Origin of the sequence: Streptomyces sp. N50 (assembly GCF_033335955.1) — a bacterium.
GTDB lineage: Bacteria > Actinomycetota > Actinomycetes > Streptomycetales > Streptomycetaceae > Streptomyces.
On sequence record NZ_CP137549.1, the window covers coordinates 6,146,133 to 6,161,228 of the forward strand.

Here is a 15,096-nt window from a genome sequence, read left to right on the forward strand (position 1 = left end):
GACCGCCCCGGGACACCCGGCAGCGCGGAGGCGTGGGACGCGCGGTCGGAGGAGTGGCTCGGGGGAGTGGGGAGTTGGAGGCGGCGACGGAGGGAGTGTCGCCGGGCGAGCCGTCGGTTATCGGGCGGGACGCCGGTGACGTGTGTGGTGCTGTCGCCGTCGACGAAGCCCCGTCACCGGTTCCCGCCCGGGGCAACGGTCATGTCCGAGTCGCCGTCGACCGCGATGAAGCCGCGCCGGTTGCCGGGCAGGACACCGGTGACGTCCCTGTCGCCGTAGACCGTGCCGAAGCGCCACCGGCCGTCGGCCCTGACCTCTACGACACGGCCCTGATCACCGCCGCCCGCCCCGGAGTTGACGCGCAGCAGTCACACCCCCGTACCGCGCCCGAATCGACCTCGCGCGCGACCGACCGGAAGCCCGCCCCCACCCGCCGCGGTGCCGCCGACCCCGTGAAGGCGCTGATGCACCGTCACCGCGAGTTGTGCGAACGGGCCGTCGACCCGCTGGAGATCGCCGCGGGGCTGGAGGCGCACGGCGTCACCGATCGGACCGCCGCCCGCTTCCGGCACCGGGACGTGTTCTCGCTCGCCGAGGAGATGTACGCACGCGTGTCCCGCGACGACGCGGGGGCCCCGCCTCGCGACGCCGTGGCCGCGCAACCACCCCGCGCCGGTTGGGCCGTACTCGCCCTCCTGCCCGGAGTCCTCTGCGCCGCGGCCGTGACCGGTGTGCGGCTCACGGACGGTCGGCTGCGGCTGGCGATAGCCGTCGGCGGTGTCCTCGCCGTGGCGCTGGGCGTGCGCATGGCCCTCGGCCGCGGCCCGCTGAGCAACCCGCCGGGCACGCACGCGTGGCGCACGCCCCTCGGCACCCGCCTGTGGACGTACTGGCTGCTGGCCTACGCCCTCCTCGGCGACGGTCTGCTGCGCGCCGCAGACGACGGCGGGCCTGACGGCCTGCCGACCGGCGTCGCGGGCGGAGCCTGGTCCACGGCCACCGCACCGGTCCTGGCCCTCACCCTGGCCTGCGCCCCCGCCGCCTGGTGCGCCCACCGCTTCGCCGTACGCGCCCGGCGCAAGCTCGCGACCAGCCGTGGACTCGAGGACTTCGCCGACTCCGTACGACCGCTGCTGCTCGGGACGTTCGCCCTGTTCCTGTGCGCCCTGACCGCCCTCCTCGCCCTCTGTGGCGCGGCCCTGGGCGAGCCCGCCGCGTACGGCCAAGCCCTCACCCTGGGCGCCCTGTTGCTGCTCGCCCGCCTCCTCACCGTCCACGGCTTCACCCGCGCCCCGGCCCTCGCGCTCGGCGCGGCGGCCGCGACGGAGGGGATGGCCCTGGCCACGGACCTCATCGGCCGACTCCCCGGCTGCGGCTTCCTGGCCACCCCCGTCGAAGCCGTCCTGGGCTCCTGGGGCCCGGGCGGCATCCCCGCCCTGGCCTGCGGAGCAACCGCCCTGGCCCTCCTGTTCCACACCACCCGCACGCTGACCAGAGCCTCCGCGCACGCGCCGGCGAACGAGCCGAGGTGACACCGCCATGACCCGCACCGGCCAGAGCTGTCACCCGGCCGCAGGCGCCCGGCCCCACCGCCGGAGGCAACCGCATCACCCTGTGAAGGAGAACACCAGATGATCACCTCCCGATCCGGAGAGTCGGCCCCGGGAGCCGTCCGATGAGGGTCCTGCTGATCGGAGCCAACGGCTACCTCGGCCGCTTCGTCGCCGACCGCCTGCTCGCCGACCCGGCCGTCCAGCTCACCGCGCTCGGCCGCGGCGACGACGCCGACGTCCGCTTCGACCTCGCGACCGGCAGCCCCGGAGCGCTCACCCGGTTCCTGGACGCCGTCCACCCCGGAGTCGTCATCAACTGCGCCGGTGCCACCAGAGGCGGCGCCCGCGAACTCACCCGGCACAACACCGTCGCCGTCGCCACCGTCTGCGAGGCCCTGCGCCGCAGCGGCTGCGGGGCGCGGCTGGTGCAGATCGGGTGCGGCGCGGAGTACGGCCCCAGCCAGCCCGGTTCCTCCACGGCCGAGGACGCCGTACCCCGCCCCGGCGGCCCGTACGGCGTCAGCAAACTCGCCGCCACCGAACTGGTCCTGGGCTCCGGCCTGGACGCCGTCGTGCTGCGCGTCTTCTCGCCCGCCGGACCCGGCACCCCCGCCGGCTCCCCGCTCGGCCGGCTCGCCGAGGCCATGCGCCGGGCCATGCAGTCCGGCGACGGCGAACTCAAACTCGGTGGCCTGGGCGCACAGCGCGACTTCGTCGACGTACGGGACGTGGCCCGCGCCGTCCACGCGGCCTCGCTCTCCGCCGCGCAGGGCGTCATCAACATCGGCTCGGGCCGCGCGGTCCGGCTGCGCGACGCCGCCGCCGTCCTCGCCCGCGTCGCCGGATATGGCGGTGCGCTGCATGAACTTGATGGCCCGCCCGGCCCGTTGCGCGCCGCCATCGGCCATCCCCGCACCGACCCGGACCACGCGGCCCCGGTCGCGTACCCGTACCCGGACGGCTGCGGGAGCTGGCAGCAGGCCGATGTCCGCACCGCGCGCGACCGGCTCGGCTGGCGGCCCCGGATCAACCTGGAGGAGTCCCTCGCCGACATCTGGATGGAGGCGGCATGCCGCATCTGACCAGCGCGACCCCGGGCACCGCGAACACCGGCGTCCGCACCGGCTTCGGCGTCCCCGGCTACGCGCACCCCTTGGTCGCGCCGACCGAATGGGGCGAACTCACCCGACCTGGCACCCCCTTGGACTGGGTCGTCCTCAACGTCTCCTCCGGACCGGGGGCCCGCCCCGACCCGCACTGCCTGGAGGCGGCCGGGCGGCTCCGCAACACCGGCGTCCGCGTCCTCGGCCACCTGGACGCCGCTCATGGCGCGCGCACCTTCGGCGACCTGGTCTCCGAGGCGCACCGCTACCGCGACTGGTACCAGGTCGACGGCTTCCTCCTGGACCGCTGTCCCCCCGAGCGGGCCGCGCTCCCCGAGGCCCGCCGCACGGTCGGCGCGCTCCGCGAGATCCGTGACGGCGCCCACATCGTCCTGGGGCACGGCACCCACCCGTACCCCGGATACGCCGAGTGCGCCGACCAGCTGGTGACCTTCTCCGGCCCCTGGAGCGACTACCGCTGGTCCCAGGTCGCCGAGTGGACCGCGGACTATCCGCCCGAGCGCTTCTGCCACTTCGTGCACGGCGTCCCGCGCGGCCATCTCGACGAGGCGCTGCGCATCGCCCGCTGGCAGGGCGCCTCGACCATCTACTTCACCGACCGCACCGATCACGGCGGCCGCACCGACCCCTGGGAGACCATGCCCGGCTACTGGGACGAGATCGTCTCGCGGATCGGAACGGGTGTCTCGGAATGAAGAAGGGCATGGCAGTGTTACGGGGAGAACAACTGTAGTGATTGACCGACCAACGGAGTCCCCGTGTCGCTGCCACCCCTGGTCGAGCCGGCTGCCGAGCTCACCGTAGACGAGGTCCGCAGGTACTCCCGCCACCTGATCATCCCCGACGTGGGCATGGACGGGCAGAAGCGGCTGAAGAACGCCAAGGTGCTCTGTGTGGGCGCCGGCGGTCTGGGTTCGCCGGCGCTGATGTACCTGGCCGCGGCGGGCGTGGGCACGCTCGGCATCGTGGAGTTCGACGAGGTCGACGAGTCGAACCTGCAGCGCCAGATCATCCACAGCCAGGCCGACATCGGCCGCTCCAAGGCCGAGTCGGCGCGCGACTCCGTGCTGGGCATCAACCCGTACGTGAACGTGATCCTCCACGAAGAGCGGCTCGAGGCCGAGAACGTGATGGACATCTTCAGCCAGTACGACCTGATCGTCGACGGCACGGACAACTTCGCGACCCGCTACCTGGTCAACGACGCCGCCGTACTGCTGAACAAGCCGTACGTGTGGGGTTCGATCTACCGCTTCGACGGCCAGGCCTCGGTCTTCTGGTCCGAGCACGGCCCCTGCTACCGCTGCCTCTACCCGGAGCCCCCGCCCCCCGGCATGGTCCCCTCCTGCGCCGAGGGCGGCGTCCTGGGCGTGCTGTGCGCGTCCATCGGCTCCATCCAGGTCACCGAGGCGATCAAGGTCCTCACCGGCATCGGCGACCCGCTCGTCGGCCGCCTGATGATCTACGACGCCCTGGAGATGCAGTACCGCCAGGTCAAGGTCCGCAAGGACCCCAACTGCGCGGTCTGCGGTCCGAACGCGACCGTCACCGAACTCATCGACTACGAGGCCTTCTGCGGCGTCGTCTCCGAGGAGGCCCAGCAGGCGGCCGCCGGCTCGACGATCACTCCCAAGCAGCTCAAGGAGTGGATCGACGACGGCGAGAACATCGAGATCATCGATGTCCGCGAGGTCAACGAGTACGAGATCGTCTCGATCCCCGGCGCCAAGCTGATCCCCAAGAACGAGTTCCTCATGGGCACCGCCCTGGAGACGCTCCCGCAGGACAAGAAGATCGTCCTGCACTGCAAGACGGGTGTCCGCAGTGCGGAGGTCCTCGCCGTCCTGAAGTCGGCCGGCTTCGCGGACGCGGTCCACGTCGGCGGCGGCGTGATCGGCTGGGTCAACCAGATCGAGCCCGACAAGCCCGTCTACTAGACCCACGCTTTCCCGGGAGGGGCTCGGCACCACAGGTGCCGGGCCCCTTTCCGCTGCCCGGGCGGAAGTCCGGACAGCGGTCCGGGCGGGCGTGCGCGCTACGAGGCGCAGACCTTCCCGTCCTTGGGCACCGTCCCCTTCAGCAGATACGCGTCCACCGTCGAGTCGACGCAGTCGCTCCCGCTCCCGTACGCCCCGTGTCCCTCGCCCTTCCAGGTGAGCTCCACACCGACGCCCTTGCCCAGCTCGTCGACCATCTTGCGGGCGCCCTCGTACGGCGTCGCCGGGTCCCCGGTGTTGCCGACCACCAGGATCGGCGCCGCACCCGGTGCGCTCACCTCCGGGGTGTCGTACTGCCCGGCCACCGGCCAGTCGTGACACCACCCGGCCGTGTCCCAGCCCAGGAAGTCGCCGAACACGGGGGAGATCTTCTCGAACTCGGGCAGCAGCTTCTCCGTCTGCGCGGGCGTCGGCCGCTGCTTGTCGTCCAAGCACGATATGACCCGTTGGGAGTGGGTCGTCGTGCCGTAGTGCCCCGCGCTGTCACGGTCGTTGTAGCCGTCGGCCAGCGCCAGCAGCTCCGAACCGTCGCCCTCCTCCGCGGAGTTCAGGGCGCTGGTCAGCGTGGGCCAGCTCTCCTTGCTGTACAGGGGCAGGACGATGCCGGTCAGCGCGAGCGTCTCGGTCAGCTTCCGCCCGGTCGAGGTCGCCAGCGGCTTGGCATCCATCTGCTTGAGCAGGGCCGCGATCTTCTTGGAGCCCTGAGCCGGGTCCTGGTCCGTCGACTTGAGGTAGTCGTCCAGCGCTCGCTGGAAGCCCCTGGTCTGGTTCAGCGCGTGGCCCACCGAGTCGGCGCTCGGGTCGACGACCGCGTCCAGGATCAGCCGTCCCACGTTCTTCGGGAACAAGTGGGCGTAGACGCCGCCGAGTTCGGTGCCGTACGAGATGCCGAAGTAGTGCATCTTCGTGTCACCCAGCACCTGGCGCATCAGGTCCATGTCGCGGGCCGTGTCGGTCGTCGACACATGCGCCATCAGCCTCCCGGCGGCCTTCTCGCAGCCCTTGCCGAAGTCGGTGGCGTCCTGGAAGTACGCCTTCTCCTCGGCCGGTGTGTCAGGCGTGGCGTCGATGTCCTCGGTGGCCTGGATCGCCTTGTCGCTGCGGCAGCGGACGCCCTCGCTGGCGCCGACCCCGCGCGGGTCCCAACTCACCAGGTCGTAGCGCTCGTGCAGCGTGGACACCGTGGTGGCGTAGGCCGGCATGTAGTCCACGCCCGAGCCGCCGGGGCCGCCGAAGTTGAACAGCAGTGAGCCGATGCGGTCGCCGCCGGTCGACTTGGAGCGGATCAGCGCGAGCCCGATCGTGGTGCCGCCCGGCTTCGCCCAGTCCAGCGGCACCTTGAGCGTCGCGCACTGCCAGTCACTGCTCGGCGCGGCCGAGTCGGCGGTGGCCTTGCAGCGCCCCCAGTCCAGCTTCTGCCCGGTCAGCGACGTGGGCAGCGCGGCCGTCGTGGAAGAGGACGAGCCGGCTGCGGACGGCTTGGCGTCCCCCGCGCCCGCGCCGTCCTTGCCGTCGTCGGACGAGCCGCCGCTACAGCCGGCCGTCAGCAGTGCGGCGGCGGCCATCAGGGCCGTCCACCGTACGAATCGCGCCATGTGCATTCCCCCCTCGCAGGCCGTCCGCGTCACGCAGCGGATGGCGGTCAGGCCATAGTAGGCGGACCGAGCCAAGCCCGTGACAGCCTGTGGATAACCGTTTGACCTGCGATTTTGCCCGGATTTCGGGAGGTGGGTTCAGGAGCAGACGGTGCCGGCCGCCGGGACTTTCCCGTTCAGCAGATAGCCGTTCACCGCGCTCTGCACGCACTTGTTCTTGCTGTCGTACGCACCGTGCCCCTGGCCCTTGTACGTCAGCTCGACCGCGACGCCCTTGCCCAGCGCGTCCACCATCTTCCGAGCGCCCTCGTACGGCGTGGCCGGGTCACCGGTGTTGCCCACGACGAGGATCGGCGCCGAACCGGCCGCGCTCACATCGGGATGGTCGGCCGCGCCCGGCACGGCCCAGTCGGTGCAGCTGACCATGCCCCAGGCGAGGAAGTCGCCGAAGAGGGGAGAGGCGGCCCGGAACTCGGGCAGCTTCCGCTCCACGTCGGCGGCGGTGTATCTCGGCTTGTCGTCGGCGCAGTTGATGGCGATGTTCGCCGCGGTGATGTTGCTGTACTCGCCGTTCTCGCTGCGCCCGTTCATCGAGTCGGACAACGCCATGAGGACCTTGCCGTCACCGCTGTAGGCCTGTTCGAGCCCCTCGGTGAGGTACTCCCAGAAGTCCTTCGAGTACAGCGCCTGCGCGATGCCGTTCGTGGCGGCGGTCTGCGTCAGCTGGCGCGGGAAGATCCCGGGGATCGGCCTGCTGTCGAGGCTCTTGAGCAGCTTGGCGATGCGGTCCTTGACGTCCTGCGCGGTGTCGCCGACCGGGCAGTCCGTGGTCTTCGACGTGCAGTCGTCGGCGAAGTTGTCGAGCGCGAGCTGGAAGCCCTTGGCCTGTCCCAGGGAGCCCTGTTCGGAGTTCTGGGTGGGGTCGACGACCGCGTCGAAGACGGCACGCCCCACGTGCTTGGGGAACAAGTGGGCGTAGACGCCGCCGAGTTCGGTGCCGTAGGAGATGCCGAAGTAGTGCAGCTTGTCGTCGCCGAGGACCTGGCGCATCAGGTCCATGTCGCGGGCCGCGTCGGTGGTGCGCACCTGGGGGAGCATCTTCTTGGAGTGCTTCTCGCAGGCCGCGTTGAACTGCTTGGTGTTGGCCAGGAGCTTGGTGCGCTCGGCCGCGGTGTCCGGGGTGGCGTCCTGCTGGAAGTACTGGTCGAGCTGGGAGTCGCTCTCGCACTCGACGCCGGCGCTGCGGCCCACTCCGCGCGGGTCGAAGCTCACCAGGTCGTAGCGGGTGCGCAGGGTCGCGTAGTCCTCGCCGAACGCGGGCAGCGTGGTGACGCCCGATCCGCCGGGGCCGCCGAAGTTGAAGACGAGCGATCCGATCCGCTTGCTCTTGTCGCCGCTGGCCTTCGCCCGCACCAGGGCGAGTCCGATCGTGTCGCCCTTGGGCTTGCTCCAGTCGAGCGGCGCCTTCATGGTGGCGCACTGCCACTTGGTGCCGTTCGGCAGCGGCGACGGCGCGGCGCCGCCGCCCTCCGCCTCGGACGGGGCCGGACAGTCCTTCCAGCTCAGCTTCTGGGCCGTCGGATCCTCGTCCTTGGAGTCGCCGCCGCAGGCCGCCAGCGTGGCGGACAGCAGGACGACGGTGGCGGTCAGGGCAGCGGCACGCAGCCGGGAAGGGTTCGGCATGGTCCCATCCTGGGGTCGTATGCGGCGGTGCGCTCGGGGCGCGGGCCGTAAGAGGTACGCACGCGTGCGTGCCCTGCATGCCCAGGTGATGCGGCACGCGTGCGTGCACCACGTGCGTACGTGATCGTGCTCTACAGGGAGCCCTTGCGGGACAGGTGGTTGAAGAACAGCCAGCCCGGCAGCACCGGGATCCACAGCGTCAGCAGCCGGTACAGCAGCACCGCCGGAGCGGCGACCTCCTTGGGGAGGCCCACGGCGATCAGACCGAGCGTCAGGCTCGCCTCGACCGCCCCCACACCGCCCGGGGTCGGGGCCGCGGAACCGAGCGCGTTGCCCGCGAGGAAGACGACGGCGACGCTGGCCAGGCTGAGCGACGTCGACTGGTCGCCGAACGCCCGGATCGACGCGTCCAGGCACATCACGAAGCAGGCCGTCAGCAGCAGCATGCCGCCGATGCCGGTGACCAGCTTCTGCGGCCGCTGGAGCACGTCCAGCATGCGCGGGATGACACCCGCGAAAAGCGACCGCACGCGCGTGACGAGGAACTTCCGCAGGAACGGCACTGAGGTCACCACGAGCACGAGCACCGCCACCGTCAGCAGACCGGCGATGACCGTCCGGGACGGCGACAGCGACGGCGTCTTCTCGGTGCCGGTCAGATAGCCGAACGACAGCAGCATCAGGATGTGGCAGCCGAGACCGAACAGCTGCGACGCGCCCACACTCGCCACCGCGAGCCCGGGCCGCACCCCGGCACGCTGCAGGAAGCGCGTGTTCAGGGCGACACCGCCGACCGCGGCCGGGGCCACGATCTTCACGAACGACCCGGCGACCTGCGCCGCCACGGCCCGCAGGAACGGCACCCGCTCCGGCACGAACCCCAGGAGGGCCATCGCCGCCGCGAAGTAGCTCAGCGCCGAGAACAGCACGGCTGCGGCCACCCAGCCCCACTGGGCGTTGGCGACGAGCGGACCGAACTCGATGTGCGTGAGCTGCGTCAGCAGGAAGTACGCGCCGATCGCGCCCGCGATGAAACTGATCAGCGTGCGCGGCCGCACCCGCTCCAGACGGGCCGGTTCGACGTGCGCCTGCGGCCTGATCAGCAGCACCTGATGACGGATCTGGGTGAGGAGGTCTTCCTCGCGTGCCTCGTCCAGTGCCTCGTCGATGGCTCGCTTCTCGGCCCGCTGCTCCGCGCGCACGGCCTTCTTGTCAGGCTTTTCGAGGACGGGCGTGGCGCCCTCCGAGGCCGCCTCCGCGCGGGCCAGCCTGGTCTGCTGGGACGCCTCCAGGATCGCGTCGCGCTCCCGCTGGGCCCGCTCCCTGGACAGGCGTCGCAGCGTCGCGCGCGTGGAGCGCGACAACGCGATCGGCTGGAGCATCGGCAGACAGTCGGCCACCGCGTCGGGACCGAGGACACCGACCGCCGAGGCCACCGCGCGCTCGGCGCCCACCCGCAGGCCGATCGTCGTCACCAACTGGGCGACGTCCATGCGCAACAGCAGCTCACCGGCCGCGATCTCACCGCCGCGCAGGTCCGTGAGGATCACCGTGCCGGAACGATCCACCAGAATCGCGTCACCGGCGAGCCTGCGGTGGGCGATGCGCCGCGACTGCAGGGCCTGCACCTGGTGCCAGGTCAGGCGCAGCAGATCGTCGGTGATCTCCTCGTCCGCGAGCGAGTCCAGCGTGCGCCCACCGGTGTGCTCGTAGACGAGCATCACGGCGTCGGGGCCGAGCTCCGAGGTCGCGATCAGCTTCGGGGCGTTGGCCCCGGCCGCGATCGCCGCGTACGCCAGCAGGGCCTCCTGCTCCAGCGCCTGGCGCAGCGACTGGAGGCTGCTGCGGGTCGCGAAGCCGCGCAGCGTCAGATTGCGCCACGCACGGTAGAAGAAGCCCTGGGCCTGCTGTTCCCGGTCGACCACGGTGACGTCCAGCGGCGGACCGTCCTCCAGGGTCACGAAATAGCGCCGGCCACGGTCGCCGTTCTCCGTGTCGACGACCTCCTCGCGGGCCGCGCCCACGGGGTGGAAACCGACCGTCCGCAGGCCCGCCATCAGCGTCCGCCCGGTGGGCCGCACGTTCGGCGAGCCCACCGCGTACAGCGTCCCGTAGGCGACGGTCCAGCCGATGAGCACCGTCAGGATGATCGAGAACGGCGTCGTGTACCCGGTGACCAGCATCGAGAAGGCGTCGAGCAGCAGCACGATCCACAGCACGGAGCGCCAGCGCGGCCTCCGGGACATGCCTACGGCCGTCATGTAGGCGATGACGGGCGCCAGATAGCCGTGCACCGGGTCGGTGAGGGCGTGGATGTCGCCGGGGGAGGGCTGGGTGAGCGCCTCCTGGATCGAGCCCGGGGCGGCCTTGGCGACCCACAGGTCCGTGGCGAGTGTCACTCCGTGGGCGAGGACCGCCGCGAGTACGCCGTCGGCGATGCGCAGCCCGTCCCGCTTGATCAGCCGCTCGATCGCGAAGGCGACCGGCACCAGCAGGATGGCGATGCTGGACGCCAGCCCCGCGATCTTGATCAGCAGGTCGGGTGCCTGCCCGGTGCCCTTGTTGATGTCCTGCTCGAGCCCCGAGGTCGTGCCGTGGGCGAACGCGGCGATCGCGAGCAGGACGACGATCGCGAGAAAGCCCACCAGGAGGCGCATGAGATCGGAGGGACGGTGCACGCGCGCGGGGAGCAGCGGTTCGTCGCCCTCGACCTCTTCGACGTGCGGGTCGTCGCCGCAGTCGTCCAGGCCCGGTACAGGGGGAACGGGGTCGGTCACGGGCGTCTCGGCGGACCCCTCGGGGGGGTCCTGCTCATGGGCCTCGGCGGTGTCCGGGCGCGACGCAGCGTCAGAGGTGCCCTCCGCGTCTTCGGGGTGCACACCCTGCTGCTTCATCGTCTCTTCTTGATCTCGTATCACCGGTCACCGCCCGCACGATGGTGGCATGCCCCACCGACACACGGGGGCATCAGGGTGCAAATGCGGGGGCGCACAGTCTGCCCCACGCGCCGCTCCGGGGCGAGGGATACGCACAGTCGCCAGCGCGTCGCATTGTCGGTGGGGTGCGGCAGGATGGGACGGATGAGCGAGGAGAGCCTTCCGGACGACACCGGCCCCGAGCACGGCGACGCGCTGCCCGAGTACGCGGAGCGCGTCCTCGACGTGGCCGAACGGATTCCGCCCGGGCGCGTCATGACGTACGGCGACGTCGCCGAATGGCTGGAGGCGGGCGGCCCGCGCCAGGTCGGCCGGGTGATGGCCCTCTACGGGGGAGCCGTTCCGTGGTGGCGGGTCGTCCGCGCGGACGGCATGCTGCTCCCGGGCCACGAGTTGCGGGCGCTCGACAACTACCGCGCGGAGGGCACTCCCCTGAAGGAGGCGAGCAGAGCTGCCGAGGGGCACCTGCCGCGCGTCGACATGAAACGGGCGCGATGGGACGGCGGCGAGCGCGCGGACGGTCACACCTGACAGCTTCCGCCATCGGACGCGCCCCGGGGCGACCTGTGGCCCGTACGGGGGAAACCCGGCACGTCCGTGCCATGCCGTACGTTCGAGGGGCGAGGGACGCGAGGGCCGCGCGAGCCGTGAGGGAACGCGCGGAAGTCCTGCTTCCCGGCGACCCGTCGGCGTAGCGTCGGCTGCACCTGTCCCCCTCACCTCGCGGTCACCGCTCTCCACGCGCGGTGGTCAGGCAACCAGCACACCCACCAGGACCGGCGAACCACGTGAGCTCCTCTTCCTCCACCAGGCGCCTGTCGCACCCCCAGGTGCGACAGGGGAACCGTGGCGCTTACCGACTGGTGCGTACCCCGCCGACCCGGCCGGTTCCCCCTCACCTGGACGCGCCACAGCGCTCCGTGGTTGACCACGAGGCCGGTCCGCTGCTCGTCCTCGCAGGTCCGGGCACCGGCAAGACCACCACCCTCGTGGAGTCCGTCGCCGCACGGATCGCCCGGGGAGGTGACCCCGCGCGGATCCTCGTGCTGACGTTCAGCCGCAAGGCGGCCGTCGAACTCCGCGACCGCATGGCGCTGCGCATCGGCGCCGCCCGCGCGCCCCGCGCGACCACCTTCCACTCGTTCTGCTACGCCCTGGTCCGCGCCCACCAGGACAGCGACCTGTTCGTCGAGCCCCTACGGCTGCTGTCCGGCCCCGAACAGGACGTCGCCGTACGCGAACTGCTCGCCGGCCAGCCCGACCTGGAGCGGCTCGGCCTCGCCCACGTGCGCTGGCCCGACGAACTGCGGGCCTGCCTCACCACCCGCGGCTTCGCCGACGAGGTCCGCGCGGTCCTGGCCCGCAGCCGCGAACTGGGCCTGGGCCCCGGCTCCCTGGACGCCTTCGCCCGCCGCATCGGCCGCCCGGACTGGCGTGCCGCCGCAGCCTTCCTCGCCGAGTACCTCGACGTACTCGACCTCCAAGGAGTGCTCGACTACGCCGAACTCGTCCACCGCGCGGTACTCCTCGCCCAGCGCTCCGAGGTCGCCGAGCGGCTCGCCGCGCAGTACGACGCCGTGTTCGTCGACGAGTACCAGGACACCGACCCGGCCCAGGTACGGCTGCTGCAGGCCCTCGCCGGCGGCGGCCGCACCCTCGTCGCCTTCGGCGACCCCGACCAGTCGATCTACACGTTCCGGGGCGCCGACGTGAACGGCATCCTGGAGTTCCCGAACGCCTTCCCGCGCGCGGACGGTCATCCGGCGCCCGTAGAGGTGCTCCGGACATCCCGCCGCTCCGGTGCCGCCCTGCTGACCGCCACCCGCCTGCTGACCCAACGCATGCCCCTGACCAGGCTCCCGGCGCAGAAGGTTCGCGCCCACCGAGAGTTGACCTCGGTACGGGACGGCGGCCGCGTCGAGGTGTACACGTATCCGACGTCCGGCACGGAGCTGGACAACATCGCCGACATCCTCCGGAGGGCACACCTGGAGGACGGCGTCCCCTGGAACGACATGGCTGTCCTGGTGCGCGCCGGCTCCCGGACCATCCCCACGATCCGCCGCGCCCTCACGGCGGCCGGCGTCCCCCTGGACATCGACGGCGACGACCTGCCCCTGCGCCACGAACCGGCTGTGGCACCGCTGCTGACGGCCCTGCGGGCGGTGGCGACCGCGGAGGCTTCGACCCGGCCCGAGGACGACACCGAAGCCGCGCCAGCCACGCAGGACGCCGACGACGTCGGCCACTCAGAGGCCGCGGCGGAAGCCGACCCCGAAGAGCCCGTCGCCCCCTCCTGGCTCGACACCGAGACCGCCCTCAGCCTGCTCGCCTCCCCTCTCGCCGCCATGGACGCCGCCGATCTACGGCGCCTGGGCCGGGCGCTGCGCGAGGAGGAGCGGGCCGGTGGCAACCCCGTGCCGCCGCCCTCGGACGAGCTGCTCACGCGGGCGCTCGCCGAGCCGGAGCGGCTGGTCGCGCACGACCCGACGTACGCGCGGGGAGCCCAGCGCCTGGGCGCGCTGCTGCGCAAGGCACGGGAGCGCCTGGCGGGCGGCGGTACGGCCGAGGAGGCGCTGTGGGACCTCTGGCAGGGCACGCCGTGGCCCGGGCGCCTGGAGCGGGCCACGCTGCGCGGCGGCGCGGCCGGGCGCAACGCGGACCGCGACCTGGACGCCGTCTGCGCGCTGTTCGCCACAGCCGCCCGCGCGGAGGAGCGCACCGGGGGCCGGGGCGCTCTCAACTTCCTGGAGGAGATCGACGCCGAGGACATCGCCGCCGACACGCTCACCCGGCGTGCCGTACGCCCCGACGCCGTACGCCTGATGACCGCGCACCGCTCCAAGGGCCTGGAGTGGAACCTGGTCGTCGTGGCAGGCGTCCAGGAAGGCCTGTGGCCGGACCTGCGCCGACGCGGCTCCCTCCTGGAGGCCGACCGCATCGGCCGCGACGGACTCGCCGAACCGCTCACCCCGGGAGCCCTGCTCGCCGAGGAACGCCGCCTGTTCTACGTAGCCGCCACACGCGCGCGTGAACGCCTCGTCGTCACCGCCGTGAAGGCACCCGCGGACGACGGCGACCAGCCCTCCCGCTTCCTCACCGAACTCGGCGTCGAGCCCAAGGACGTCACCGGCCGCCCGCGCCGCCCGCTGTCGGTCGCCGCCCTGGTCGCCGAGCTGCGCGCCACGACCGTCGACCCGCGCGTGTCGGAGACCCTCAGGGAGGCCGCCGCGCGGCGGCTGGCCCGGCTGGCCGCGCTCGCCGACGAGGAGGGCCGCGCGCTGGTCCCGTCCGCGCACCCGTACCGCTGGTGGGGCATGTACGACCCGACCGAGAGCAAGGTGCCGCTGCGCGACCGCGACCAGCCCGTCGTGCTCTCCGGAAGCGCCCTCGACCAGCTGGCGAACACCTGTGCCCTGCAATGGTTCCTGGGCCGCGAGGTGAAGGCCGACGCGCCCGCGACCGCCGCCCAGGGCTTCGGGAACGTGGTGCACGTCCTCGCCGACGAGGTCGCATCCGGACGCACCCCCGCCGACCTCGACGTCCTCATGGAGCGCCTCGACACCGTGTGGAACGCGCTCGCTTTCGACGCGCCCTGGAAGTCGGCGCAGGAGAAGGACAACGCGCGCGTGGCGCTCGAACGCTTCCTGAAGTGGCACGTCGACTCCAACGGCGTCCGCACCGGCCGTACGCCCGTCGCCAGCGAGCACGACTTCGACGTCACCCTTGGAGCGGGCGACTACGAAGTGCGCATCCGCGGCTCCATGGACCGCGTCGAGGCGGACGGCGAAGGACGCGCCTACGTGGTCGACTTCAAGACCGGCAAGCAGACGCCGACCGCCCGCGAGGTGGAGCGTCACCCCCAACTCGCCGTCTACCAGCTCGCGGTCCGCGAGGGCGCCGTCGACGAGGCCTTCGACGGAGTGCGCCCCCAACCGGGCGGCGCCGAACTCGTCCAGCTGCGCCAGGGCGCCCCCGTACGGGACGGCGGCGAGACCCTGCCCAAGGTGCAGGCCCAGGAGCCCCTGGAGGGGGAGTGGGCCGGTGAGCTGCTGGCCACGGCCGCGGGCAAGGTCCTCGACGAGCGGTTCACGCCCACGGCCGGACAGCACTGCGCGCACTGCGCGTTCCGGGCCTCGTGCAGCGCGAGGCCCGAAGGACGACACGTCGTCGAGTAACTCGCGTGACCTATCGCACCACATGTGCTG

At 72.1% G+C, this 15,096-nt stretch carries 9 protein-coding genes; 6 read left to right on the forward strand and 3 right to left on the reverse strand.

All coding sequences use genetic code 11. The features are described 5' to 3' along the window. Positions 1–32: 32 nt before the first annotated feature. From R2B38_RS27835 to moeZ, 4 genes are all read left to right on the forward strand, one after another. Positions 33–1,532, forward strand: coding sequence for a hypothetical protein (locus tag R2B38_RS27835; RefSeq protein WP_318018698.1), 1,500 nt, complete (start codon positions 33–35; stop codon positions 1,530–1,532). A gap of 143 nt (positions 1,533–1,675) precedes the next feature. Then, on the forward strand, positions 1,676–2,635 hold the full coding sequence (locus R2B38_RS27840) for an NAD-dependent epimerase/dehydratase family protein (protein ID WP_033282020.1): 960 nt from the start codon (positions 1,676–1,678) through the stop codon (positions 2,633–2,635). Then, positions 2,623–3,372: a spherulation-specific family 4 protein gene (locus R2B38_RS27845; protein ID WP_318018699.1), complete on the forward strand. Its 750-nt coding sequence runs from the start codon at positions 2,623–2,625 to the stop codon at positions 3,370–3,372. Before R2B38_RS27840 ends, R2B38_RS27845 begins: the two co-directional genes overlap by 13 nt. A gap of 63 nt (positions 3,373–3,435) precedes the next feature. After that, positions 3,436–4,614, forward strand: a complete 1,179-nt coding sequence (moeZ, locus tag R2B38_RS27850) for an adenylyltransferase/sulfurtransferase MoeZ (RefSeq protein ID WP_033282022.1) — start codon at positions 3,436–3,438, stop codon at positions 4,612–4,614. Between the two features lie 98 nt (positions 4,615–4,712). On the opposite strand, the gene R2B38_RS27855 is transcribed toward moeZ, so the two are convergent. The 3 genes from R2B38_RS27855 to R2B38_RS27865 form a co-directional block, all read right to left on the reverse strand. Further along, complete coding sequence (locus R2B38_RS27855; protein WP_318018700.1) at positions 4,713–6,269, reverse strand: alpha/beta hydrolase; 1,557 nt, start codon at positions 6,267–6,269, stop codon at positions 4,713–4,715. Between the two features lie 138 nt (positions 6,270–6,407). Then, positions 6,408–7,952, reverse strand: coding sequence for an alpha/beta hydrolase (locus R2B38_RS27860; protein WP_318018701.1), 1,545 nt, complete (start codon positions 7,950–7,952; stop codon positions 6,408–6,410). A gap of 131 nt (positions 7,953–8,083) precedes the next feature. Then, positions 8,084–10,846, reverse strand: coding sequence for a lysylphosphatidylglycerol synthase transmembrane domain-containing protein (locus tag R2B38_RS27865; RefSeq protein ID WP_318018702.1), 2,763 nt, complete (start codon positions 10,844–10,846; stop codon positions 8,084–8,086). Positions 10,847–11,032: 186 nt separating this feature from the next. On the opposite strand from R2B38_RS27865, the gene R2B38_RS27870 reads away from it, so the two are divergent. Together R2B38_RS27870 and R2B38_RS27875 are read left to right on the forward strand one after the other, a co-directional pair. Beyond that, positions 11,033–11,419 (forward strand): MGMT family protein, encoded by a 387-nt coding sequence (locus tag R2B38_RS27870; protein WP_318018703.1) that lies wholly within the window; start codon positions 11,033–11,035, stop codon positions 11,417–11,419. Between the two features lie 257 nt (positions 11,420–11,676). Continuing rightward, positions 11,677–15,066, forward strand: coding sequence for an ATP-dependent DNA helicase (locus R2B38_RS27875; RefSeq protein ID WP_318018704.1), 3,390 nt, complete (start codon positions 11,677–11,679; stop codon positions 15,064–15,066). Positions 15,067–15,096: the final 30 nt, after the last annotated feature.

Excerpts from the sequence above, each read along its gene's own strand:
- R2B38_RS27845 (WP_318018699.1), top strand. The coding sequence starts at position 2,623 with ATGCCGCATCTGACCAGCGCGACCCCGGGCACCGCGAACACCGGCGTC.
- R2B38_RS27860 (WP_318018701.1), bottom strand. The coding sequence starts at position 7,952 with ATGCCGAACCCTTCCCGGCTGCGTGCCGCTGCCCTGACCGCCACCGTC.
- R2B38_RS27865 (WP_318018702.1), bottom strand. The coding sequence starts at position 10,846 with ATGAAGCAGCAGGGTGTGCACCCCGAAGACGCGGAGGGCACCTCTGAC.
- R2B38_RS27840 (WP_033282020.1), top strand. The coding sequence starts at position 1,676 with ATGAGGGTCCTGCTGATCGGAGCCAACGGCTACCTCGGCCGCTTCGTC.
- R2B38_RS27870 (WP_318018703.1), top strand. The coding sequence starts at position 11,033 with ATGAGCGAGGAGAGCCTTCCGGACGACACCGGCCCCGAGCACGGCGAC.
- R2B38_RS27855 (WP_318018700.1), bottom strand. The coding sequence starts at position 6,269 with ATGGCGCGATTCGTACGGTGGACGGCCCTGATGGCCGCCGCCGCACTG.